Annotated in this window: 20 protein-coding genes and 3 pseudogenes; 15 read left to right on the forward strand and 8 right to left on the reverse strand. The window is 47.4% G+C overall.

Annotation, left to right across the window (positions count from 1 at the left end):
- Nucleotides 1–294: 294 nt before the first annotated feature.
- Complete coding sequence (gene cysM, locus BGL48_RS13175; protein WP_069363169.1) at nucleotides 295–1,188, reverse strand: cysteine synthase CysM; 894 nt, start codon at nucleotides 1,186–1,188, stop codon at nucleotides 295–297.
- A 244-nt stretch (nucleotides 1,189–1,432) separates the two neighbouring features.
- On the opposite strand from cysM, the pseudogene cysP reads away from it, so the two are divergent.
- From cysP to BGL48_RS13195, 4 genes and pseudogenes are all read left to right on the forward strand, one after another.
- A pseudogene (gene cysP / locus BGL48_RS13180) lies at nucleotides 1,433–2,435 on the forward strand (thiosulfate ABC transporter substrate-binding protein CysP).
- Nucleotides 2,436–2,458: 23 nt separating this feature from the next.
- Entirely contained in the window at nucleotides 2,459–3,325 is an 867-nt protein-coding gene (cysT, locus tag BGL48_RS13185) for a sulfate ABC transporter permease subunit CysT (RefSeq protein ID WP_069363063.1), read from the forward strand.
- A gap of 9 nt (nucleotides 3,326–3,334) precedes the next feature.
- On the forward strand, nucleotides 3,335–4,243 hold the full coding sequence (gene cysW / locus BGL48_RS13190; RefSeq protein ID WP_069363064.1) for a sulfate ABC transporter permease subunit CysW: 909 nt from the start codon (nucleotides 3,335–3,337) through the stop codon (nucleotides 4,241–4,243).
- Nucleotides 4,244–4,246: 3 nt separating this feature from the next.
- Nucleotides 4,247–5,374, forward strand: a complete 1,128-nt coding sequence (locus BGL48_RS13195; RefSeq protein WP_069363065.1) for a sulfate/molybdate ABC transporter ATP-binding protein — start codon at nucleotides 4,247–4,249, stop codon at nucleotides 5,372–5,374.
- Between the two features lie 58 nt (nucleotides 5,375–5,432).
- Here the strand turns inward: BGL48_RS13195 and BGL48_RS13200 are convergent, their stop codons facing one another.
- On the reverse strand, nucleotides 5,433–6,914 hold the full coding sequence (locus tag BGL48_RS13200; RefSeq protein ID WP_069363066.1) for a putative bifunctional diguanylate cyclase/phosphodiesterase: 1,482 nt from the start codon (nucleotides 6,912–6,914) through the stop codon (nucleotides 5,433–5,435).
- Nucleotides 6,915–7,278: 364 nt separating this feature from the next.
- On the opposite strand from BGL48_RS13200, the pseudogene BGL48_RS16550 reads away from it, so the two are divergent.
- Nucleotides 7,279–7,449: pseudogene (locus BGL48_RS16550) on the forward strand (transposase family protein); the annotation flags it as partial.
- A gap of 89 nt (nucleotides 7,450–7,538) precedes the next feature.
- On the opposite strand, the gene BGL48_RS13205 reads toward BGL48_RS16550, so the two are convergent.
- A complete protein-coding gene (locus BGL48_RS13205; protein WP_069363067.1) occupies nucleotides 7,539–8,078 on the reverse strand; it encodes a hemerythrin domain-containing protein in 540 nt (179 codons plus the stop codon).
- A 183-nt stretch (nucleotides 8,079–8,261) separates the two neighbouring features.
- On the opposite strand from BGL48_RS13205, the gene norR reads away from it, so the two are divergent.
- The 3 genes and pseudogenes from norR (at nucleotide 8,262) to moeB (ending at nucleotide 10,953) form a co-directional block, all read left to right on the forward strand.
- Entirely contained in the window at nucleotides 8,262–9,797 is a 1,536-nt protein-coding gene (norR, locus tag BGL48_RS13210; protein WP_069363068.1) for a nitric oxide reductase transcriptional regulator NorR, read from the forward strand.
- Nucleotides 9,797–10,201, forward strand: a complete 405-nt coding sequence (locus tag BGL48_RS13215) for a YbaN family protein (RefSeq protein WP_069363069.1) — start codon at nucleotides 9,797–9,799, stop codon at nucleotides 10,199–10,201. The genes norR and BGL48_RS13215 overlap by 1 nt, the downstream gene beginning before the upstream one ends.
- Nucleotides 10,198–10,953, forward strand: a pseudogene (moeB, locus tag BGL48_RS13220) (molybdopterin-synthase adenylyltransferase MoeB). Before BGL48_RS13215 ends, moeB begins: the two are co-directional and overlap by 4 nt.
- Here moeB and BGL48_RS13225 read toward each other — a convergent pair.
- Entirely contained in the window at nucleotides 10,950–12,155 is a 1,206-nt protein-coding gene (locus BGL48_RS13225) for an NnrS family protein (RefSeq protein WP_217492734.1), read from the reverse strand. The pseudogene moeB and the gene BGL48_RS13225 sit on opposite strands and share 4 nt — an antisense overlap.
- Before the next feature lie 307 nt (nucleotides 12,156–12,462).
- Here BGL48_RS13225 and BGL48_RS16410 point away from each other — a divergent pair, with 307 nt between their 5' ends.
- A complete protein-coding gene (locus tag BGL48_RS16410) occupies nucleotides 12,463–12,726 on the forward strand; it encodes a hypothetical protein (protein WP_069363071.1) in 264 nt (87 codons plus the stop codon).
- 61 nt (nucleotides 12,727–12,787) lie between these two features.
- Here the strand turns inward: BGL48_RS16410 and mog are convergent, their stop codons facing one another.
- Genes mog through ubiU form a run of 3 tightly spaced genes read right to left on the reverse strand, consistent with a single transcriptional unit; the run spans nucleotide 12,788 to nucleotide 15,225 of the window.
- Entirely contained in the window at nucleotides 12,788–13,324 is a 537-nt protein-coding gene (gene mog, locus BGL48_RS13235; protein ID WP_069363072.1) for a molybdopterin adenylyltransferase, read from the reverse strand.
- A gap of 31 nt (nucleotides 13,325–13,355) precedes the next feature.
- The gene (locus tag BGL48_RS13240; RefSeq protein WP_069363073.1) at nucleotides 13,356–14,228 is read right to left on the reverse strand and encodes a U32 family peptidase; all 873 of its coding nucleotides are present in this window, start codon (nucleotides 14,226–14,228) and stop codon (nucleotides 13,356–13,358) included.
- Nucleotides 14,229–14,232: 4 nt separating this feature from the next.
- Nucleotides 14,233–15,225 carry a ubiquinone anaerobic biosynthesis protein UbiU gene (gene ubiU, locus BGL48_RS13245; protein ID WP_069363074.1) on the reverse strand — a complete coding sequence of 331 codons (993 nt, stop codon included), beginning with the start codon at nucleotides 15,223–15,225 and terminating at the stop codon, nucleotides 14,233–14,235.
- A gap of 93 nt (nucleotides 15,226–15,318) precedes the next feature.
- Between ubiU and ubiT the strand changes: the two genes are divergently transcribed.
- From ubiT to BGL48_RS13275, 6 genes are all read left to right on the forward strand, one after another.
- Nucleotides 15,319–15,816, forward strand: a complete 498-nt coding sequence (gene ubiT / locus BGL48_RS13250) for a ubiquinone anaerobic biosynthesis accessory factor UbiT (RefSeq protein WP_069363075.1) — start codon at nucleotides 15,319–15,321, stop codon at nucleotides 15,814–15,816.
- Nucleotides 15,817–15,849: 33 nt separating this feature from the next.
- Nucleotides 15,850–17,211, forward strand: a complete 1,362-nt coding sequence (hemN, locus tag BGL48_RS13255; protein WP_069363076.1) for an oxygen-independent coproporphyrinogen III oxidase — start codon at nucleotides 15,850–15,852, stop codon at nucleotides 17,209–17,211.
- A 44-nt stretch (nucleotides 17,212–17,255) separates the two neighbouring features.
- Nucleotides 17,256–18,047 (forward strand): cytochrome P450, encoded by a 792-nt coding sequence (locus BGL48_RS13260; RefSeq protein ID WP_069363077.1) that lies wholly within the window; start codon nucleotides 17,256–17,258, stop codon nucleotides 18,045–18,047.
- A gap of 55 nt (nucleotides 18,048–18,102) precedes the next feature.
- A complete protein-coding gene (locus tag BGL48_RS13265) occupies nucleotides 18,103–19,020 on the forward strand; it encodes an IS5 family transposase (RefSeq protein ID WP_069363170.1) in 918 nt (305 codons plus the stop codon).
- Nucleotides 19,021–19,087: 67 nt separating this feature from the next.
- A complete protein-coding gene (locus BGL48_RS13270) occupies nucleotides 19,088–19,528 on the forward strand; it encodes a cytochrome P450 (RefSeq protein WP_083238605.1) in 441 nt (146 codons plus the stop codon).
- Between the two features lie 297 nt (nucleotides 19,529–19,825).
- Entirely contained in the window at nucleotides 19,826–21,820 is a 1,995-nt protein-coding gene (locus tag BGL48_RS13275) for a bacteriohemerythrin (RefSeq protein WP_218089813.1), read from the forward strand.
- Nucleotides 21,821–22,086: 266 nt separating this feature from the next.
- Here BGL48_RS13275 and nrdD read toward each other — a convergent pair whose 3' ends face one another.
- Nucleotides 22,087–23,925, reverse strand: coding sequence for an anaerobic ribonucleoside-triphosphate reductase (nrdD, locus tag BGL48_RS13280; protein ID WP_069363079.1), 1,839 nt, complete (start codon nucleotides 23,923–23,925; stop codon nucleotides 22,087–22,089).
- Nucleotides 23,926–23,927 lie beyond the last annotated feature (2 nt).

A 23,927-nucleotide genomic window follows, 5' to 3' on the forward strand; every position in this document is an offset into this window, starting at 1 on the left:
AGCCAATCCACATGAGCACTTAAGAGGATGTTAGACGTCTTCTATTTGCGCCATAACAAAAAGCATAGCGAGTCACCGTGTTTACACCAGTCAGACTTTTTAATGAACAAGCATGATATGTGTCAATTATGTAAGAAAATATTAAAAGCATTACTAAACAATAGGATGAATAATTGTTTATCGTATGCCTAGTTCACCAAGTCGTCCAACAAAGTGGTCAGTGTATCAATGAGTGGTGTGATGCTTATCGTCATCCTTTGTACTCGTACTATTGAATGAGATGCCGACTGACTGTTACGACGAGAACAGTCCCGACGACAAATACCGATCCCCGCGATCGCAAACAATGGCCACCACCACAGAGCCGGGTTCGGCTTTCGCGACTTGCAGGGCCGCAAACACCGCACCACCCGAGCTAACACCTGCACATATACCCTCTTCTCTGGCGAGGGCGCGCGCAGTCTCTTTCGCATCTTGCTCAGAAATGTCCATCACCTCGTCGATATGCTCGTCGGTATAAATGCCAGGTAAATACTCAGCCGGCCAGCGCCGAATACCAGGAATCGCACTCCCTTCGGTAGGCTGTAAGCCAATGGTTTTAATCGTGGGGTTTTGCGTTTTTAGGTACTTTGACGTTCCCACAATGGTGCCTGTGGTGCCCATGCTGGCGATAAAGTGGGTGATTTGTTGCTGGCTTTGTTGCCAAATTTCTGGGCCCGTACCCGTTAAGTGCGCCTGCCAGTTATCCAGGTTATTAAACTGATCCAACACTTTGCCCTTACCCTGTGCCTGCATGGATAAGGCTAAATCGCGCGCGCCTTCCATCCCCGCCGCTTGAGAGACGAGGATCAACTCACTGCCATAGGCTCGCATGGCATCTTTTCGCTCCTGCGTGGCGTTTTCAGGCATGATTAAAATCAGTCGATAGCCTTTGATCGCCGCCGCCATCGCCAGCGCGATCCCAGTGTTACCACTGGTCGCTTCAATCAGGGTATCCCCCGGTTGGATATCTCCCCGCGCTTCTGCCTGCACGATCATATTGAGTGCGGGTCTGTCTTTTACCGAACCGGCCGGATTATTGCCCTCGAGTTTGACTAAAACAGTGCTGCCTGTCTCTGCGGCTAACCGCTGCAAACGCACCAAAGGGGTTTGACCCACATACTCTTCAATCGTGGGGAAATCAGCCACGTTGTTTACCTCTGCATGTTTCATGAATTGCCTGCCTGATGGATGCTCTCAACACCGCGTAATACACTGTCTATCGCCACATCCTACAAGGAGGCTTGACACGACACGCAGACATTTTTTCACTAACATATACAAAATGGTTATATTTAAACTGTTTTTTATTCCCTTCAATTGCTTTTATTCTGTGACCTATCCCAACTTTCTTTGCTGATAACAGCAACAAACGGCCATCAAGGATTTAACAATGAAGGTATTCAAAACTCTGGCTCTTTCGGCCTTGCTTGCCACCAGCGCGGCACCGGTATCTGCCGCCGAGCAAACCCTCTTGAATTCATCTTACGATATCGCACGTGAGCTTTTTGCTGATTACAATCCGCTGTTTGCAGCGCACTGGCAAGAAAAAACCGGAGAATCGGTGACCATTAAAGTCTCATGGTGGCTCCTCGGCGCAGGCGCGTGCCATCATGCAAGGGCTGCAAGCAGATGTGGTCACCTTCAACCAAGTCACGGATGTGCAGGTGTTGTACGATCGCGGCAAGTTGATCGACAAAAACTGGAAAGAGAACTTCCCCAACAGTAGCTCGCCGTACTACTCCACCACCGCGTTTTTGGTGCGCAAGGGCAACCCAAAGAACATTAAAAATTGGGATGATTTAGCCAAGGACGACGTTGCCTCTGTCTTCCCCAACCCAAAAACCTCTGGTAACGCCAGATATACCTACCTTGCCGCACTCGGTTATGCACAAAAGGCATTCGGCAAAGATAACACCGAGCAGCAAGACCAATTTTTGAAACAGCTTCTCGCCAATGTGGCGGTGTTTGATACCGGCGGCCGCGGCGCAACCACCTCGTTTGTTGAACGCGGAATTGGCGATGTGCTGGTCACCTTTGAATCAGAGGTCAATAATATCCGCCAGCAATATGGCAGTGATAAATACGATATTGTGGTGCCTAAAACCTCGATTTTGGCCGAGTTCCCCGTCGTTGTGGTCGAGCGCAACGCCAAACGCAACGGCACCACTGAGCTAGCGACCGAGTATTTGTCTTACCTTTACAGCGAAAAAGCACAACGCTTACTGGCCGATTTTAACTACCGCGTCCATCATCCTGACGTGGTCAAAGACAATGCCGATCGTTTCCCTGAAGTCGAACTGCTGACCGTAGAAGCTATCGCAGGGAGTTGGGATCAGGCCATGAAAACGCATTTTGCCAGTGGCGGAAAACTCGACCAACTACAACACCGTTAATGTTTTCTAGGTATTGAGACGCTATGCCATCGCTATCGTATCAACGCCAATCCACACCTTGGGCAGCACGTCAGCAGCGCGTGCTGCCCGGGTTTGGCATCAGTTTGGGCGTGTCTCTGCTGTTCATCAGCTTAATCCTGCTGTTACCGGCCAGCGGCCTTATCATGCAAACCAGCCAAATGAGTTGGCAAGAATACTGGTTTGCCATCACTGACCCACGCATTGTTGCCAGTTATAAAGTCACAGCCGGTGCGGCGCTGATTGCCTCACTACTAAATGGTGTGATTGGCCTGCTCTTTGCGTGGGTGCTGGTGCGATACGATTTTGCGGGCAAACGCTTGGTCGATGCGCTGGTTGATTTGCCGTTTGCCCTGCCCACCGCCGTTGCCGGTGTCACGCTCGCCACCCTGTACGCCGATAACGGCTGGATAGGCAGTGTGCTTGCTAACGTCGGTATCCAAGTTGCTTACACGCCGCTTGGGATCGTGATTGCCATGATGTTTACCAGCTTGCCGTTTGTGGTGCGTACCGTCCAACCCGTGTTGGAGGAAATTTCCCAAGAGGAAGAAGAGGCCGGTACTGTGCTCGGGGCGAGCGACGCTGCGGTATTTTGGCGGATTATTCTGCCGACCATCAAGCCAGCGTTGTTAGTGGGTGTGGCCTTATCGTTTACCCGCAGCTTAGGCGAGTTCGGCGCGGTGATTTTTATTGCTGGCAATATGCCCTACGTCAGCGAGATCACGTCGCTGATGATCTTTGTTCGCTTGCAAGAGTTTGATTTTCCAGCGGCTAGCGCCATTGCCTCGGTGATCTTGATGGCATCCCTGTCATTGTTGTTTGCCATTAACCTTTGGCAAGGTCGCTACTTAAAGCGCATTCACGGGCGATAAGGACACCTTATGAGTACAAACACGGTGAGAGTCGGTGATACCCCATGGATCAGGCGTAGTTTAATCGCGCTTATGCTGCTGCTCGTGGCGCTGTTGTTGGTTGTGCCGCTGGTGAGCATCTTTTCCATTGCCTTCGCCGATGGCATCACAAGTTATTTTCAGCATTTACTCGCACCGGATACCCGCCACGCGATTGGCCTTACATTGTTGGTGGCCGTTCTCACGGTGCCCATCAACCTCGTATTTGGTGTGATGTTGGCATGGGCCGTTACCCGCTTCCAATTTCCGGGGCGAAAACTGATCACCACCTTGATTGATATCCCGTTTGCCGTGTCGCCCGTGGTCGCAGGCTTACTCTATTTGCTGCTTTATGGCAGTAACGGCTGGCTAGGCGCGTGGCTATTTGAGCACGATCTTCAAGTAATGTTTGCCCTACCCGGCATTGTGTTGGTCACTATTTTTGTTACCTGCCCTTTTGTCGCCCGCGAGCTGATCCCGCTCATGCAACAGCAAGGGCAAGCCGAGGAAGAGGCGGCGGTGGTGTTAGGCGCATCATGGTGGCAGCTTTTTCGCCGCGTCACCTTGCCCAATATTAAGTGGGCCCTCATCTACGGGGTCATTTTGACTAATGCGCGCGCCATCGGCGAGTTTGGTGCGGTCGCTGTGGTGTCAGGCAGCATTCGCGGTCAAACCAATACCCTGCCTTTGCAGGTACAGCTGCTCTATGAGGACTACCAAACCCAAGCGGCGTTTGCCTGTGCGTCATTACTTGCCTTTATGGCTCTCGCCACCTTGGCGCTAAAAGCTTTGGTGGAATGGCGCCAGCATCGTGTGCACGCCAGTACCGCGCCGATGGATGAAAGCAGTGCATCAACGCCTGCCCACTTAACCTTACAAACGAACCAGAGTGAGCCGTAAGCCATGCGCATTCAACTGAAAGATATCACCAAACACTTTGGCCAATTCCAAGCGTTATCGCCGTTATCACTCACCATTGAACAAGGTGAGATGATGGGGCTGCTTGGCCCCTCAGGATCCGGGAAAACCACGTTATTGCGCATTATTGCCGGATTAGAAAGCAGTGACAGCGGCCAGATCCTGTTTGGAGAGCGCGATGTCACCCGCGTTCATGTGCGTGATCGCCGTGTCGGGTTTGTTTTTCAAAACTACGCCTTGTTTAAACACATGACGGTGGCAGAGAACATCGCCTTTGGCTTGCAAGTGATGCCGCGTCGCGAGCGTCCTTCACCGGCCACGATGACACAAAGGGTTAATCAACTGCTTGAGGTCGTGCAGTTAGGCCACCTGGGCAAGCGGTATCCCGAACAATTATCAGGCGGGCAAAAGCAACGTATCGCGCTGGCGCGAGCGTTAGCGACACAGCCGGAAATCTTATTGCTTGATGAGCCATTTGGGGCATTAGATGCACAAGTGCGCAAAGAGTTACGCCAATGGTTACGCCGACTGCACGATGAAATGGCTTTTACCAGTGTGTTTGTCACCCACGACCAAGACGAAGCACTCGAGCTATCGGATCGCGTGGTGGTGATGAGTAATGGGCAAATTGAACAAGTCGACAGTCCGGTCGATCTTTATGCTGCGCCGAAAAGCCGCTGTGTGTTTGATTTTTTAGGGAACGTGAATGTTTTTTCCGGCCACTATCAGCAAGGCACGTGGCAAAATGGCAATGCCTTTATTCAACCCACACTAAACACGCATACCCAACAATCAGGCAGTTTGTATGTACGCAGCCATGAGTTAACCCTTGCTGATAAACCCAATAGCCAACTCTCGCTGCCCATGCGTGTGGTCTCTATTAACCCGGTTGGTGCCGAGGTGCGGGTATCACTCGCCCCACAAGGTTGGGAAAGTGAACAACTATGGGAAGCCACCCTAACCCATCATGCGTGGCAAGCCACAGCGTATCAAAAGGGCGATACCGTGTATGCGATGCCGCACCGTGGATACTTTTTCAACGACACAGACACCGAGCCGCACCGACTCAGTTGGCCATTCTTAGCGGCCGATAGCTTGGTGTATGATATTTAGATGATATAGCGAGTGGATGTTGGCGGTGCTCTATCAGTTATCTAGTAAGCATTTATCTTCATACAGACATCGCCACTTTCAACTCAGAGAGTGAAGAAGGGTAGCCTAGGTAATACCCTTGCACATATTCGCAATCAAAGCCTTTCAACAATGCAAGTTGTGTGGCGGTTTCCACGCCTTCAGCGACCACGTTGATTTCTAGGCGTTTGGCAATATCAATAATGCCGGCCGTGATCGCTTTAGCACGGCTATCGTTTTCCATCGATTGGATGAAACTGCGGTCAATCTTGATTTCATCGACATTAATTCGATTAAACATCCCTAAAGAGGTATAACCCACCCCAAAATCATCAATGGAAAACATCACGCCATGGCGTTTGAGGGTATCAACCACTCGCGCGCACTCAAGAATATCATCAAGTGCTGCGGTTTCAGTTATTTCTAGGCACAGGTAACGCGCGAATTCTGGGTTCAATTGCAAGTAATCGTCAATACGCCGAATCGCACTCTCACTATTAAACTCAACCGCAGAAATATTGACCGACACACGCTGAATGATATTTCCCAACAGATCACTATCGTGTAACTGCTTCGCGGCTTTTTCGAGTACGAGCGCCGTTAGGTCTTCGCAAAAGCCCTGTTCTTCGGCGAGCGTGATAAAGGTACTCGGTGGCACCACACCAAAGGTTTCATGGGTCCATCTCGCCAATACTTCTAAACCGGTTAGCTCCCCTGATGCCAAGCGATATTGCGGCTGAAAGACAACCTCAATCTCTTTGTTATTGATTGCAACTCTGAGTGCGGAAACGAGCTGCCTACGCTTTTGAGCTTGCTCGGTTAAATGAATATCATGATACGTTATCGCCCCTTTGCGCTTTTTGGCATCATTCAAGGCGCGCGTAGCCGCCGTCATCAAGGTGGCGGCATCGTCACCATCTGGCCCGAATAACGCCACCCCTATCGAGCAAGTAGCTTTTTGATCGTATCGTTGCAAATGACGATGACATTCACGGTGCAACCTATCAATATAAAGTGCCATATCGCTGGCACCGTCTAACGCTACAAGGCAGGCAAAGCGGTCTGCATGGACACGCGAGGTGAGTTTATCGAGTAGCGTTGATATCTCAATGGCATGAGCCATGTCAGACAACAGGTGATTGGTACGTTCAAACCCAAGTTTGTTAGTGAGTGATGTAAACGCATCAATGTCGATAATCACCAAAACATACGAGGTTTGTTGCTCCCGTGGGGCGAGCAAGGTATCCACATGACGCATAAACACTGACGGGCTGTGCAACCCTGTGACACTATCAATGTCACTCGCTCGCTCTAACGCTAGGTTATTCCTTCTTGCCAGGTTCCAGAGCATAATCGATGTCACCACCACAAAGAAATGCCCTTTAAATGCTTGTGCTAATTCATGCATCTCTAGATTCGTTGCCAACGCAGTCACCACGCGATCGGAAAAAAGGATCCACAAAGTCGCAAAAAAGAAATAGATAAACGCCAGTTTCAGTGCGTAATAGTTCGTTTTTTTCATTGTGGTTCCCGTGCGATGACGTCCATTCAACCTTTTTGCAACACCCTACCTCACGCCCACCGTGACGCAAAGTGAAGGAGGCAGCAATAAAACCGACCTCTTTCAATCCATTATTAAAAATGAGACAGCGCTTTTAAAGTGTGTAACTGCATATTAGGTCTAATGTTAGTTGTTCGCCAGAAAAAACGACAATAAACAACCTACTAATTGACAAACGCCTTCCATCTATATTAGCCATCTCATCAATGATTAGGCGTTAGACTACCTAGCAGGGCGAGATCGCGAACGTTTTTTAACCAAAAAGGATCGGTTTGACGAGCACCTTTGGCTGTGATCATATAGGCCGATTCTAAAATAGTTCGGGATGGATACCGTGGACATCGATACATGTAAAGACTACTTCAGCGCCGTTGATGATAATCGCTAGAGTGCCAAGATAACCTACCCGCTATTCGGCCTACTTTTTTCCTCATTATGCGCGGTTATTTCGAGGTCGAGAGGATGGTACGAGATTCAAGAATACATCCCTAAACACCTTCTCTAATGAAAGCGCTAAAATAGCTTAAAACAGGATCAAATACAGAATATTCGCATTTGCATTCGACCCTTGTCACTTCAGATTAGTTACTGACACGAACCACAACAGAAGTTTTTACCGTGCTCTGACGCTGCTGCCTGTTTTTCAGTAAAAAGTATGTTGTTCTCCAGGTGAATATGCTCGTGCAAATCATCCTGTAACTCTTTTAAACCATTGTACAGAGCTGTCCAAGTACCACATGCGCCTTCCGGTAGTGTCAGATTGTTGGTTAACCGATTAATTTTCACCAACTCGGCTTCGTGCTGCACGTGTTCTTCTTCCATAACAGAAATAGGACCACTTGGATACACACCGCGCGACAGCATTGGGAAAAGAATTTGTTCTTCTTTCATCATATGACTTTCCAATTCCTGCAACATAGCGTCCAGATGCTCCGCTAAACCGCGTGGTGCGAGTTCGTGATCACCATGCACGTCTTCCACTTTCATTGCCAGTTGCTTAAGTTCTGGTAATTGCTCACGATGGCGTTGATGGAAACGTAAATAAATGTGCTCGATTAATTCCTGCGCTGTTGCTTGTTGCCATTTGGCTTCGCTATCCGCCAACCTTTGCTGTAAATCACTCATGCTAAACTCCTTAACTTAATCCGCAACTCCAGGAACTACTCCCGGATGAAACATGAATTCCTAAGTAACAGTGCAACAAGTGCGCCAACTTCTATCCAATTGTAATTATTGACATTCAGAAACCCCACGGTAGTATCAACCCTAACAATTAGGGTAGTTTTTACCAATATAGTGGATTTAACTATGCTACAAGAAAGTGTTTTAGCCGACTTATTAACAGAGCAACCTGCCGCTGTGCGGTTGCAGAACCTCGTCAGCACGTTGCGACGCCATTTTAACTGTGGTGCAGTCGCTCTGTTGAAGCTTGATAACGAAGTGCTGCAACCCATTGCCGTACAGGGACTTGTGCGCGAAGCTTTGGGCCGTCGCTTTGTGTTGGCGCAACATCCACGTCTAGCGACTTTGCTGTCGTCTCGCTCAGCCGTCCGTTTCGAGCATGACTCAGCCCTGCCTGACCCCTACGACGGTTTACTGGCTGACCAACCGGGCGACGCATTGCCCGTACATGACTGCATGGGCATTAGTTTGTATTTGGAAAGCAAATGCTGGGGCGTACTGACACTCGACGCGTTAGAGCCTGGGACATTCACTGACGATTCCATTATTGAATTACAAAAATTTAGCTTATTTGTAGAAACCGCCATTCGCATTGGCCAGTTAGAGCAGAACGTTCGCGCACTACGCCAAGGGCAAAAACATTCGGTCGAACACAGCAGTACCACCGACGCCAATGAGTCAGAAATTATTGGTGAAAGCAAAGCCATTCATGCGGTATTAAAGGAGCTTCGGGTTGTCGCGGGTGCGGACTTGCCCGTGTTGCTATTGGGCGAAACCGGGGTCGGTAAAGAACTTTTCGCGCGGGAATTACACCGACTGTCGCAACGCAGCGACAAGCCGCTGATATACGTAAACTGCGCCGCATTACCCGAGTCCTTAGCGGAAAGTGAACTCTTTGGTCACGTAAAAGGCGCTTTCTCGGGCGCAACCAGTGATCGATCCGGGCGTTTCGATGCAGCTAATGGCGGCACCCTGTTTTTAGATGAAGTCGGCGAGTTACCGCTTTCCATACAGGCTAAATTGCTACGCGTACTGCAAAACGGTGAAATTCAACGCCTCGGCTCCGACAAATACCGCAAAGTGGATGTGCGTATTATTGCCGCGACCAATCGAAACCTGAAACAGCAAGTCAGTAACGAAACCTTCCGTGCCGACTTGTACCATCGCCTGTCCGTGTATCCACTGCCGATACCACCACTACGTGAACGTGATGACGATGTTTCCATTCTGGCCGGTCATTTTTTAGAGCTGAACAGGGCTCGGCTAGGCTTGCGCGCTATTCGCTTGTCGCCTGAGGCTGAGTTGGCTATTCAACAGTATCAGTGGCCTGGTAACGTGCGTGAACTTGAGCACGTCATTAGTCGGGCCGCCATTAAACTCTTAAGCCATGGTATCGACAAAAATGATATCGCCAGTATTGAGCCCGAAATGCTCGACCTGGACGTACAGTTGCCTTCAGTAGCAGACTCAAGCGCTCAAAGCAGTGACGCAAATTTACCGGCACAGAGTTTGTCGATGAAAGAAGCGGTACAATACACACAGCGCAAAATGATAGAAGCCGCGCTTGAGCGTAACGATGACAGTTGGAGTAAAGCTGCTAAAGAGCTCAAGCTCGACTCCAGTAATTTACATAAAATGGCCGCCCGATTAGGAATGAAGTAATGACCCGAGCGCTTTTAATGAAAATACTATGGCGCTCTTTGGTCGCATTCTTTGTTTTACTGGGGCTTATTGGTATTGCCCTGCCGGTTATGCCCACCGTACCGTTTCTTATTGCCGCGTTATGGGCGGCCAGTAAAGGCTGGCCCCGCCTAGAAACCTGGTTGGTCAACCATCCAAAATACGGACCAGATATTCGGGCCTGGCGCGATAACCGAGTAGTGAAGCGCCGCTCTAAAGTCATTGCACTGGTGATGATGGCCGGTGGTTACGTCATTTTATGGCTGTTTGTACCGCAAGTGCCCGTTTGGCTGAAAATAACCATCGGGGTGGTATTGGTCACTGTGGGTACCTGGCTAGCCAGTCGCCCTGAGTCCGTGCCTGTACCGCCAGAGGAGTCATTATGAATAAGACACTGTCAACGGAACAAATGATGCGCTACAACCGTCATATTGCGCTGCCGGCAATGGATATAGATGGTCAGGAGAAGTTACTTAACAGTCACATTCTGATTATCGGCATGGGTGGACTTGGCTGTGCTGTAGCTCCTTATTTAACAGCGGCCGGTATTGGCGAGCTGACATTGATCGATGACGATACCATTGACCGTCACAACCTTCAGCGGCAGGTGTTATTTTCAGAGCAAAGCGTCGGTGAACCAAAAGTCGAAGCCGCTAAGCGCCGGTTGCAGGAGCTTAATGGCGAAACCCGTATTCAAACGGTTAATACGCGAGTTGATGAAGACACGCTGCAACCATTAGTCAGCGCTGCGACCCTGGTTGTCGATTGCTGTGACAATTTGGAAACACGCAACGCTGTGAATAAAACCTGTCTGCAACACAAAACGCCTTTGGTGTCCGGCTCTGCCATTCGCTTTGAAGGGCAAGTAGCAAGCTTTTCCATGCAAAATGACAGCGCGTGTTACGGCTGTCTGAGTCAATTCTTTGGAGAGTAGCAACTCAGCTGCACCGAAGCCGGCGTGTTGTCGCCACTGGTGGGGGTTATTGGCACGATGCAAGCCGTAGAAGCCATAAAAATAGCGGCCAACATCGGTCAGCCGCTTTATTCATCATTGTTACTGTTTGACGCACTGCACAGTGACTGGCAACGGATGAATTTGCAAAAACACCCTACTTGCCCCCACTGCTCTGAAGCTTAACCCGGGTTACCATCTGCTCGTGGCGTGGTGAGCACTTTGAAGTAGACGACCACGTAAATGCTGTACGCAATGGCCCAGGCTAACGTGCTCAGCATTAACCACTGGCTGGTCAGTTCCGACATAAACCAGATAAGGAAAACACGCGTTACTGCCGCAATAACCACCAGTAAAAACGCCCCCCACATAATAGGTTTTGGCTGAAGCGGGCGCCCGCTATGCCCTAACGACACCCGGGCTATCATGCTTAAAATCATGTTACCCATAGCGCCAGCCGTCAATGCATGCATAGCCAGGCTTTGCGTAATTTCAATACCGGCATAGCGTAGCGCAAAGAGCGCTAAACCAATTGGTATGAACCAGTAAGCAATATGCAGCGACCACAACAGCGGCACCCGCCAGGTTATCCAAATTTTCCAACGCGCTACACGAACAGCTGTTGTTATGGCACAAAAGGCGAACAACACAACCATTACCTGGCTCGGCAACAGCGTATGCAGGTTAAAAAAGTGCACCGCAAATATCAGCCATAAGCTGCCCAGTGCCATTTTATCCAGCCAGGGCAATGCCTGAACTTTCTTTGTCATGGTGCCGTTGGCCGTAAACATTGGCAGAACACGCCCGCCGATAATGGCCATTAGCAATGTCACTAGGAATACAGCATTATAAGCTCCCAGTACTTGGATGTTGTAATGACCAAAATGCAACCCGTAGTGCATCAATAGATTACACACCGTTAATAACAGCAGAATGGGGACAAAAAACAGGTTTCTGGTTTGGTTAATTTTTAGCACCATTATGCCAAACAAGAATGCAGCAACAGGCAGAACACTGACATCCACCGCCGCCACAAGCCACCACGGCAAGTTTTCACCAAACAACAATAATAATCGTGCCGCACTCCATAGCACCGTCACCACTAGCAAGGTATTACCATGCGGCGCGCGCAGTCCCGTCCAGTTCTGCACTGCAGTGAGCAAAAAGCCCAGCACAATGGCAACTACAAAACCGAAAATCATTTCATGGCTGTGCCAGAACATAATATTTCCGTACACCGGCAAGCTCACCTTCCCCGCCAGCGCAAAGCCCCAAAGCAGAATTGCCACAGCACTGAATAGTGCGCCTAGCAAGAACAGAGGACGAAATGCTTGTCTGAGTATCGGCGTTATTTGATCTTCTTTCTCTCGGTTTGTGATCTGCATCATAGTCACCTGAACACTTTAAAGATGTATTTATAATATATGTTTTAAACGTAAAAAAATAGCGTTCTAACGCCGAAAATAAATTAGTACCCCTCAGTTGATTTGGCCGTTTCTCATACTCGTTAAACTACCTCTAAAGGGGTAGTTAACTGCTGAAAAACAACTGTTCTGTCTTGATTTTGTCATGCCTACTTTGGGGTGGCTTTAACTTACGCCTAATACTTGTAGCTATTTGATACTAAAGAATTTTATCGAACTTCACAGTAAAGTTTAGGTATCTGACTTAAACGGATCTAACTGGAGGTCTTCGATGAACCAACCCCTGTCAGCAACAGGTGGTCAACGCAATTACGCGCTGGTGTTATCAATACTGGCATTTACACTTTGTTTTGCGGTTTGGACCATCTTTTCAATTATCGGCATTCAGATTAAGGAAGACTTTAATCTGACCGATACTCAACTTGGCTTGCTTATGGCAACCCAAGGCGAGAACATGAGTGTTCATTTATCAATCATCGCCGATATGTCTGCGGCTAAAACCTTCTCTAAAAAGCTGAGGTTGTTGATCTGGTGATACCAATCAACAACTCACACCGCATTCTTTTTGGCTAATACACCAGAAATCACTGTAGCTCTTATTTTTTAGGACGGAAGGGTTTAATCACCGTTTCGTTACACTCCAAATAAGGGCCTTCCATAAGGTCAATGCAATAAGGCACTGCCGGAAATACCGCGTCTAAGCACTGACGAATGGCTTTTGGCTTACCAGGTAAGTTGATAATTAGCGATGAGCCGCGTAAACCCGCAGTTTGGCGAGAGAGAATGGCGGTTGGTACGTACTTTAACGACTCTTGTCGCATCAGCTCCCCAAAGCCCGGCATCATGCGGTCGCAAACTGCCTCAGTTGCCTCGGGAGTGACATCGCGTTTAGCCGGGCCAGTACCACCGGTGGTCACCACCAGACAACAGCCTTCTTTGTCGACTAAGTCTTTTATGGTCTGTTCAATCAGCGATTGTTCATCTTCAATTACCCGATACACCAGCTGCCACGAAGACGTTAAGTAGTCATTTAATGTCTCTTCAATAGCCGGACCTGAGACATCCTCATATTGACCCCGACTGGCGCGGTCGCTGACCGTAATAACACCAATACGTGCGATATCGTCTGACATAATTGCCCTTTTGTCTCTTAATTCCGTGTATTTATGCCGTCACTAACCCGGCAAGCTGTAACCAATAGCCGTTACTTTCTTTGCTGCTCAATTTTACGGGATGATCGCCATCAACATTGTTACGGAAACGATCTAGCCAGTCAAAAGTACCTTGTGGTTGCGGACTAATACGGACGATATCCACTAACCCCTGCATACTCGGAAGTTGGTTTATCAGGTTATAACGAGTCCCCGATTGGGTTTGAATGCCGTTAAGTACAAACACTTGCTGTCCTTCCTGGCTTTTCACTTCACGCCCTTCGGGGTACTTGATGCAGCACAGCTCACACTGATCTTTCGGGCGGTTTTCAGATCGCGCAGTAAAACAGCGACCCGACCAGGCAAGCGGCATATGTCCAAACGAGAATACCTCAACATCGAAGCAGTCACGCACGCTTTCAATGACCTTTTGCTGCAAAATATCCTGCAACCAGTCACGCGACAGCTCAAAAGGTGCTACCCAACGGTTCATGCCCATATCAATTAAACGACGCAGGCTTTGGTGATTGTAGATGTTAATGGCCGGCCCAGCAGTGAAGTTCAGTCCTTGCTCCTGTAACAGACTAATAGCGCTGACATCGTTGGCTTCGACCTCAAATTCGCCGTTGTCACAATATTTACCAAGCTCCCGCAACTCGGCCGGGGCTTCCAGCAACGTCATAGTTGATAGCGTCACTTTCTTACCGGCTTCCCTGAGCATGTGTGCAATTTCAAGGTAATCGTCAAGCTTAAGCTCGCGGCGTTTACTACACACGGTTTCACCCAAATACACATGCTCGACGTTAGAGTCAGCGGCTTCGCGGTAAAAATCCATGACTTGTTTTTTTGGCCAAAAGTAAAGAATCGGCCCTAGAGAAAATTTCATATCATTACTTCCATTTCCGATGATACGCACCGAGCGTGGTTTGACTACCCTCTGAGAGCGATGCAAGAACCGAGTTCCAATTGTCAACAACCTCAAAACCATCAGGGTCGGCCATTACGGCATCAATAGCCTGGCGCCAGACTCGGGTAATTTGTGAGACATAGGCAGGACTGCGCTGACGGCCTTCTATTTTGAGTGAGGTAATGCCCTCTTTGTGTAACTGCGGTAGTAGGCTCAAGGTGTTCAAACTCGTGGGCTCTTCCAGAACATTATAGACCTCGTCGTCGACGGAGAAGCGTCCTTTACAGAGCGTCGGATAGCCCGCTTTTTCGTTTTCAGCAAAACGGTCTATCAGCACGCCGTTTAACCGTGACTCCAGTTTGTTGTCTTGCTCGTCCCACTCAACAAAAGCAGCAGGCGAGCAGGCACCCGCGGTATTGGGCGACTCGCCGGTCAGGTATGAGCTTAGGTAGCAGCGCCCTTCCGCCATAATGCACAAACTTCCGAACGCAAAAACTTCGAGTTCAACGTCCGTTGTTCGCGCAAGTGCACGGACTTGCTGCATCGATAGTACACGAGGCAGTACCACTCGTTTCACACCGTATTGTTGATAAAAACGAATTGCCTCGGCATTGGTCGCCGACGCCTGCACCGATAAGTGCGTTTCTACTTTCGGGTAGCGTTCGGCGGCATAAGCCAACACAGCCAGATCGGCAATAATCAGTACGTCTGCACCAGCCAGAACGGCATCATCGACCGCCTGGCGCCACTTCTCCCAGCTGTTGGCATGCGCGAACGTGTTGATAGCAACATGCAGCTTTTTACCGTGCCGATGCACATAATCAGCCGCTTCTGACAGCTTCAGTTGGTCCAAATTAAGGCCCACAAAGTGTCTCGCGTTGGTTTCATCTTTCAAACCAACGTAAACCGCATCGGCTCCATTTTCGATAGCCGCTTTTAATGCCGGAATACTTCCAGCCGGGCAAAGCAATTCCATTCAAACCTCTATTTAGTTGTTTTGTGGTGCGCAATTTGTTTATTCATTATAGTATTGATAACATCTTTTTTGTTATTTCACGAGGAGCGAATCATGAGTACCAAAAAATGGGTAGATGCCATACCTAAAATAATCCAGCCAATTAAAAATTCAATCCCAGATCCAATTGTAAACTTCAGCATAGAAAAGGTTTTAAACCAGTTATTTAAAGAGGAGAAAATAAAAGGAGAGCTTAGTTTTATCGCTGAAAGGATCATTGAGATTCATGTTAAAGACATTGATTTTTCTATGTTTTTTACTCTTAAAAACGAAAAAATAAAAGCACTCAGAGGGCCTCAGGAGCCTGACGTAACGCTATCAGCAACCGGTGATGCGCTTATTTTATTGATCTACAACAAGGTTGACCCTGATACGTTATTTTTCAACCGAAAATTAATGGTAAAAGGAAATACCGAATTAGGGTTACATCTCAAAAATTTTTTAGACACTATCGAGGTACACCAAAAGCTACCAAAGGTTATTTATTTAATCGGTGATCGTTTTAGTGATTTTATTTACAAAGAGAAAAGTGAAACAATACCTCTCAATTAGTTAAGCTATTTTGAAGTACGTCAATAGGTAGTTATGAGCACGATCATTTGGGATAAGAAGTTAATCGAAAAATACAATATTAACGGCCCCAGATACACATCATATCCGACGGCATTAATGTTGTCTGAACAGTTTTCTCAAGATCGCATCGCCAATGCACTGAAGACGAACGGCGATGAACTGTGCTTATATCTACACTTACCATTTTGTCATAAACTCTGCTATTACTGTGGCTGTAACAAGATTATTACCCGCCACCAGCATAAAGCAGACAAATACTTAGACTACCTCGCACAAGAAATGGCGATGTATCAGCCATTAGTTAAAAACAAGAAAATTCGTCAAATTCACTTAGGCGGGGGAACGCCTACCTTTTTGACCGAGAAACAACTGACACGACTGATGAGCTCGATTCATCAACATTTTACCTTTGCCGAAAACCCAGAGGTGAGCATTGAGATAGATCCGCGCAGTTGCAGCGATGAGAAACTGTATCACCTGCGTGATCTTGGATTTAACCGTGTCAGTTATGGCGTACAGGACTTTGATAAGAAAGTACAAATTGCCATTAACCGCGTGCAGGATGTCGATCTTATTGCACATCAGTTAAAACTCAGCAAAGAACTGGGCTTTGACTCAATTAACCTCGACTTAATTTATGGCCTGCCGTACCAGCGCCCGGAAACCTTTAAGAAGTCGATAGAGCAGGTCATTGAAATGAGCCCCGATCGTATTTCCGTATTTAGCTACGCGCATTTACCACAGCGCTTCGCTGGGCAGAAGAAAATATCGGAAGAGTCCATTCCACAGCCGTCAGTTAAGTTAAGCTTGCTCGAACAAGCCATTACTCAGCTCAACGACGCGGGCTATCAGTTTATTGGCATGGATCACTTTGCTAAAAAAGACGACGGCTTAGCCATTGCCCAACGCGAAGGTCGCTTACAGCGTAACTTCCAGGGTTACACCACAGACGGTCAGGACGCATTACTAGGCTTGGGCGTGTCCTCTATTAGCCAGGTTAATGGTGTGCTATGGCAGCATGAAAAAGAGCTACCAGCTTACTACAAAATAATAGATGACGGACAAAAGCCCATTGTTAAAGGCATGGCATTGAACGACGAAGACAAAGTGCGGGCAGCACTTATTTCACAAGTCATATGCCACTTTGAGATCGATATAGAAATTTTTAAAGCCGAGTGGAATATCGACGATTTCTGGGCACACTTTGCTGAAGCCATACCGCTATTGAAACCGTTTATTGAAGACGGCTTGGTCGACGTATCCGACAAAAAACTCCGCGTCACAGAAATAGGCCGCCTCTGGGTACGCAGCATTTGTGCCTGTTTCGATGAGTACCTAAATCACGGTCAAAATCGCTACTCCAAAGTGGTTTAATATGAAGAGGCCAGATTGCCTTGTACGATTAATCAGGAGATTGTATGAAAAATTGTCATTGGGAGCCTTCCGAACAGCAGGATCAAATTGCGTCACTTGATGAGCTTAGGCAAAAGTGTCCTGTTGCCCAAAGCGAGATGTTAGGTCATGCGGTACTAACGCATAGCGATGTCCGCTCGGTTATCGAAGATCATGAAACGTTCAGCAATGCAGCAGGCTCCCACTTGTCGGTTCCAAACGGCATGGATCCGCCAGAGCATGGTATTTTTCGAGAAGTGATTGAGCCGTACTTTAAGGCTGATCACTTACGGGATTTTGAACCCACTTGTCGGCAAATTGCTCAGGCTATTATTAGCAGAATTACACCGAATACGGCATTGGATGTGGTCAGTAAAATCGCAAAGCCTTTTGCATTACATATTCAGTGCGCCTTTCTCGGTTGGCCAGAATCGCTAACAGGAACACTAGGCGAATGGCTTGAAGCAAACCAGCAGGCCATTGTGAATAACGATAGAGCAACGTTAAAGCAAAAGGCAGATGAGTTTGAAGCATTGATTCATGAACAGCTCGACGTTCGCAGACAATCAGGCTCAACCAAAGGCGACAATACATACCGCTTAATGAATGAAACAGTCACAGTGAATGACAAAACACGCTACCTTCACGAAGAGGAAATTGTCAGCATTTTACGCAATTGGACCGCTGGCGAAGTTGGCACCATTGCTGCTGCTATTAGCAGTATTTTCAACTTCTTCGCAGAAAATCCACTTGTTGCTGAGCAAATACGCAACGGCGACTTAAGTACCGATGACGGGCGTTGTTTCCTAAATCATTGAACTTATCACTCTAGCGGCGATCAGATCATCAACGCCTCAAAACCGGTCTCAGATGATGAGCAAAGCCAAGTACAAAATCAGCAATTGGAAGCAATACAATCAGGCATTGGTTAACCGTGGTTCGATTACCTTTTGGGTTGATGACACCGCTATCCAGACTTGGCACTGCAAAGAGCATCATGGCAAACGAGGGAGAGGCTTTACGTTTACTGATGGTGCCATTGAAACGGCCCTAATGATAAAAGGCATTTTCAAGCTCCCTCTTCGCGCCCTGCAAGGCTTTCTCGACTCGATATTTAGCCTGATGGACGTGCCGCTAAAATCGCCGTCATACAGTTGTATCAGTAAACGGGCGAAGACGGTTGAGGTTAACTACCGATTACCCAGTCGTGGGCCCGTTGCTCACGTCGTCATTGATGCTACCGGTTTAAAAGTGTTCGGCGAGGGAGAGTGGAAAATCCGCAAACATGGCCAGGAAAAACGCCGTGTTTGGCGAAAGCTGCATCTCGCGATCGATGACAGTACACATGAAGTGATTTCTGCCGTCGTTAGCTTAGCGTCTGTCGGCGACAATGAAGCCCTACCGACGCTGCTCAACCCGTTACGCCGAAAAATCGCCCAAGTCAGCGCTGACGGTGCTTACGATACGAAAGCCTGTCATCAGGTGCTCAAGAAAAAAGGCATCAAACCGACCATTCCACCGCGCAGCAATGCGGGTTACTGGGAGGACGGCCACCCTCGCAATGCAGCCGTCAGCGCCTTGAAATCGGGTAACTTAGAAGACTGGAAACAAGAAGAGGGTTATCACCAACGCTCTCTGTCAGAAACAGGCATGTCCCGATACAAAACGTTAATCAGCCCTGAGCTGACCCTACGCAACTATGATGCCCAAGTTGGCGAAGCATTGGCCAACGTGAAAGCAATAAACAAAGTCATAAGACTTGGTATGCCTGTTAGTTACCGAGTTGATTGATGGGAGCAATCCCATTGGGATCAGTGCGTTAGGTGAATGATTTGATCAACAACGCCCCGATGACGCTATAGACGAAATACTGCGCCTTGACCCTCCACTTATTTCAAACCGCCGCCGCGCAACCAAAGACACCGAAATATCCGGTTACCCTGTCAAAAAAGGCGAAAAAGTGACCGTACTCTGGGCCTCGGCCAATCGTGATGAGTCCGTATTCGACAAAGCAGACGTCTTTAACCCTGAGCAAAACAAGGCCCACAACCTACTTTACGGCAGAGGCATACACGTATGTCCCGGCGCACCGTTGGCCAGAATGGAACTTCGTATATTCACTGAAGAATTACTAAAACACATTGGGGAATTCGAAGTAACCGGCGAATCTAAGCGAGCCAATTACCCGTCTGGTGGGTTCAATAATCTTATAATTAAAGTAACGGCTACCGAAGAGAAAAGCTCTACAGCAAATCAAAACTCAATACAGATAAAGCAGCAGCAAGAACAGATAAAGTAAATAACTGCCGCGACAGAAGAAATCTCTTCAACTTTGGAGCGGATATCCCGAAACACTCAACAAGTTGTATAAGTCTTAAAAAATGCCAATGTAGTGGCCCATTAACTACCCGATAGTATGGAGTCTATGAATTAGGTTGGCATATAGACCATCACAGGCTCTCAGGAAATCAGGGAAGTTATCGAAGAGCAATCTCGTCTTATCCGAGTCTTACAGGATCATGGCGACGAAGTCCACGTCCAAGAAATATTTGAACTACTATTAATCGGAGTAATTAAGACTGAGTGTGGGTGCAACGTGACTGTGATTTGGAATGAAAAAAAACTTGAATTCGAAATTTTCCCATGGAGTCAGAATTTCGAGACCGGATTGGACGATATTGATAATCAACACCGTATGCTTGTCGATATCGTAAATCGCCTGGCCTCGCAATTCTCTTCGATAAATTCAGACGTGAATAGCGCTACAATACTGGACGAGCTTGAAGATTATGCCAAGTATCACTTTGAGTACGAGGAAAACGTTTGGAAAAAACATTTTGGTCAGTCAAAAGACACAAAGAATCACCATGATGCCCACCAAACTTTTTTTCACAAAATCAGAAAGTTACGTCAAACTACTGAACGGCACGAAGCAGTGTTGGCAAATTTGTTTAACTTTATTACCCGTTGGCTAGTCTTCCACATATTGGAATCGGATCGCCGCCTAGCATTAACAATTCAGGCGATGGACGATGGCATGGATCTCTACGCCGCAAAAACGTATGCAGATATGCAATTAAATGGATCAGCATCAGTGCTTGTTTCCGCATTATTAGAGATTTACGGGAAGTTATCAGCCAACACTATTCAATTAATACGCGAAAAAACGGCCAGAAAGCAAGCCGAAGATGAATTGCATCAGTTACAACAGGATCAACTACTAAAAGCTTTAGACAAGCAAGCAGTTGATCATCAAAAACAATTAGAGTTCTTGGCGTATTCAGATTCTCTAACCGGCTTGTGGAACCGAAATGGCCTCGTTCGCTGTATTCGCGAGATGCGAGACACGATCAGATCAACAGACCAAGTTTCCATAATATCACTGAACCTAGACAATTTTAAAGAAACTAACAAACAGTTTGGAGAGGATGCAGGAGATCATGTGCTATGGGTTTTTTCACAACGCTGGCTCGATGTTTTGCCTCCAGGTGCTACCGTTGCCAGAATATCTGGTGATCAGTTCGCTGCTCTCCTGCCAAATGGGTACCAAGCGGAGTCTGTTTTGCAAGTTGTACAAGAAACCTGCAAGCATCCGGTTGTTTTTAATGATAAAACAATATCAATCCGTTTTACAGCGGGGGTTTTCCTTTTCTCTGCAAATGAATTTAAAGATGGATCTGATGTAGACGCACTCCTGAGGTTCGCAGATCAAACGCTTTTTAACGCTAAGCAGGAAGCGAAGGGTAGCTGGTTGTTAATGGATGCAAACCAGAAAAAAGCTCATCAATCACGCCAACGGTTACTCACGGAAATCCGTGAAGCTCTGAAGGTAAAACAATTTCAGTTGGTCTATCAACCGAAAGTAAACCTAAGAACAGGTTCCGTTCTAGGCGTTGAGGCGCTCATCCGTTGGAAGCATCCAGAAAAAGGATTGTTATCTCCAGCGTATTTTCTATCAGAAATCGAAAATCATCCCCTTATTGTGGACATTGGTAGATGGGTTATTGAAGAATCGCTGCAGCAGATGCACAAGTGGGATCAAAAGGGGTTGAACCTAACTATGAGTGTTAATGTGGCTGCTCTTCATCTTCAATCTCCAGCCTTCTCAGACGAACTTCAGCAATCGTTCGATCGTTTTCCGGAAATCGATCCGTCGCGATTTGATCTTGAAATACTAGAGACCGCCACGTTGGGCGATCTTCAATCCTCGGTGTTGGTGATTAACGAATGTCGGAGCATGGGAGTAACGTTCTCTCTTGACGACTTTGGTACGGGCTACTCATCTTTGGCTTATTTAAAACAATTACCTGTTCAGACAATAAAAATTGACAAAGAGTTTGTGAGCGGTGCTGATGAAAGAAGGGAAAATATATCTATTCTAGAAGGCATAATTGCATTGGCAGAAGCATTTGATAAAGAGGTTATCGCTGAAGGTGTAGAAACAATTGAACAAGGTGAGCTTCTGCTCGAACTCGGATGTTTTCACGCCCAGGGTTACGCCATGTCACCACCTTTGCCGCCAGAAAGACTTCCGCAGTGGCTCGCCTGTTGGAAGCCATTCCTGCAATGGACTCTAGGACACAGAAAATAAGTGAGCTATTGGCAAAGATGGTGTATCGAGATCATGCACTAGCCTATTGCGCAGTCTCCATTTATTTCACGCCATCGATTAAACGAACATCCCTCACTACATCAGCCAGTCGCTTAAAACCTCGTCCTGGTCCCTGCGCGATCCCTGGTTAAGAAAGTAACTGTTTCACTTCTTCTCACAAACTTTCAGAAGGGAAAGCTAACATAGTGTCATAAATGCAAAGAAGGAGTTTAACTCCCTCTTTATTTACAGATGGATGTGTCAACTTAATTTGCCTTACGCAGCCCTATATTAGCCTGTGCCGCACAGTTGATTGTCTGCGTCGCCTCGTCGCGATGGTAATGACGAGCTGTGTGCTCTTTACGACGCCCAGCGCTGAACGCAGAAACACGCTTAAGGTAACCAATAACTCGAGTGCCGTAATCAATGTTATTGGAGTGGCAGCTTGAGCATTCACTTAACGTGCGTTTGTCGATGTGTTCACACTCGTTACAAATAGTGATTTTGACGTTAATGCAGAAGTAGTTACAGCCGGTTTTCGCAGCGATATTCAGCAACGACAAGTAACCCGTGGTGTTCAGTTTTTCATCGAGGTTTAGGTGTAGTGCGGAGCCGCCGTCTAAATATTCCACCAGCTCTTTACCGTGCATAACGAATTTATCTAAGGCATTGGTTTCATCGTCCTCAACGACATAGAAGTACGAGTTGTAGCACTCGCGCGATACTTTATAACCGTCGGCTTTGTCCCATTTTGCATTCTTAACACCTAAGTTTTCGGCAGGCACAAACTCGGTATTAAACATATAACCGTATTCCGCTTTGGCGGCTTTATTGGCGTCATAAATAACCTTCAAGTGACGTTTGACAAAGCTCTTATACTCTGGGTTATTGCTTGCTCTAATGCCTTGAGATTCCGCGGCTTCGACCATGCCGTTAATGCCAATGGTCAGGAATTGTTTGTCCAGACTAATAAAACCAGCGTCATAGACTGTCAGCATACCCGCTTCTTTGTACTCCTCCATCAGCTTGCGGTAAGCCACTTGATACTTATGAATTTTGCTAATTTCCTCTTCTAAGTCACGACCGTCCTGCACTAGACGGTTCATATTAATGGTAATGACATTAATAGAGCCTGTCGCAACACCGCCGGCACCCAGGGTGTAAGAGAAGGTATTGTCGCTAATTTCCGAGCGCAGACGGCAACAGGACGCAAGTGAGTCGGCATTGTCTGACAAATACAAAAAGAACGAATTACCGTTGGCCAATTCAGCCGCCATTTTTTTCGCGAAGACCTGATCTTTACAAGCGCCGTCTTCCGTTAACATGGCAACGGTCACAACTGGGAAGGTCAAAATAGACTTTTCACGCTCTTTATTGAACCAGTCTAAGAAGAAGTCCTGCAAAGCACTGACGGTTTCCCACTTAGGTTTACTAAAGTCTCTCGGAAATACGAAGTCGCCAAACATACTATCGAAATAGTGCTTGTCGTACACAGAAATGTTCCAGAACACACTTTGATAACCGCGTGCAGCCGCAGGTTGATTAATCGCATACACAACGTGCTGTAAGTGATTTTCGATTTGCTTGCGGTGCGTGTTTAAGTAGTCATCACCGTAGTCTTTACGCGCGAAATAGTCGAAGTAAGTTAAGAACTCAACGGTTGCCACAGCGCCAGCGTATTGCGAGCTAACCGCAAAAACAAAATTCACAAAGGAGCCACAAAACGACTCTAAATGTTTAGGCGCCAGCGACTCACCACCGAGTTTCGTCAAGCCGTCCATTAAAAACGGATACATAGTCACTGACACGCAATATGGCTTCAGACTGGTCTCATCGTGCACGTAAATTTCATGATTTTCTATTTGACGTACGTATTCTTTCGCTAAGTTGTCGTCGAACAACGCCGCAATTTTGTTACTGACCTGCTTGCGGTTAACCTGTACGAAGAAGTCTTTCATCAGCTCAGCTTCTAAGGTCGCGATATTTTTCTGAGTAACGTTCGCGTTGGCGTCCATTTTCGAACCGTCCGCCGCATTCTGTGCGTTCAGGTAATCCGCAATAAAGTCTACTTTTTCTGAAACCTGGTCGTCGTTTAAACGCAACATAA

It is taken from the genome of Salinivibrio sp. SS3 (assembly GCF_001722105.1).
In the GTDB taxonomy this organism is placed as follows: Bacteria; Pseudomonadota; Gammaproteobacteria; order Enterobacterales; family Vibrionaceae; genus Salinivibrio; species Salinivibrio kushneri.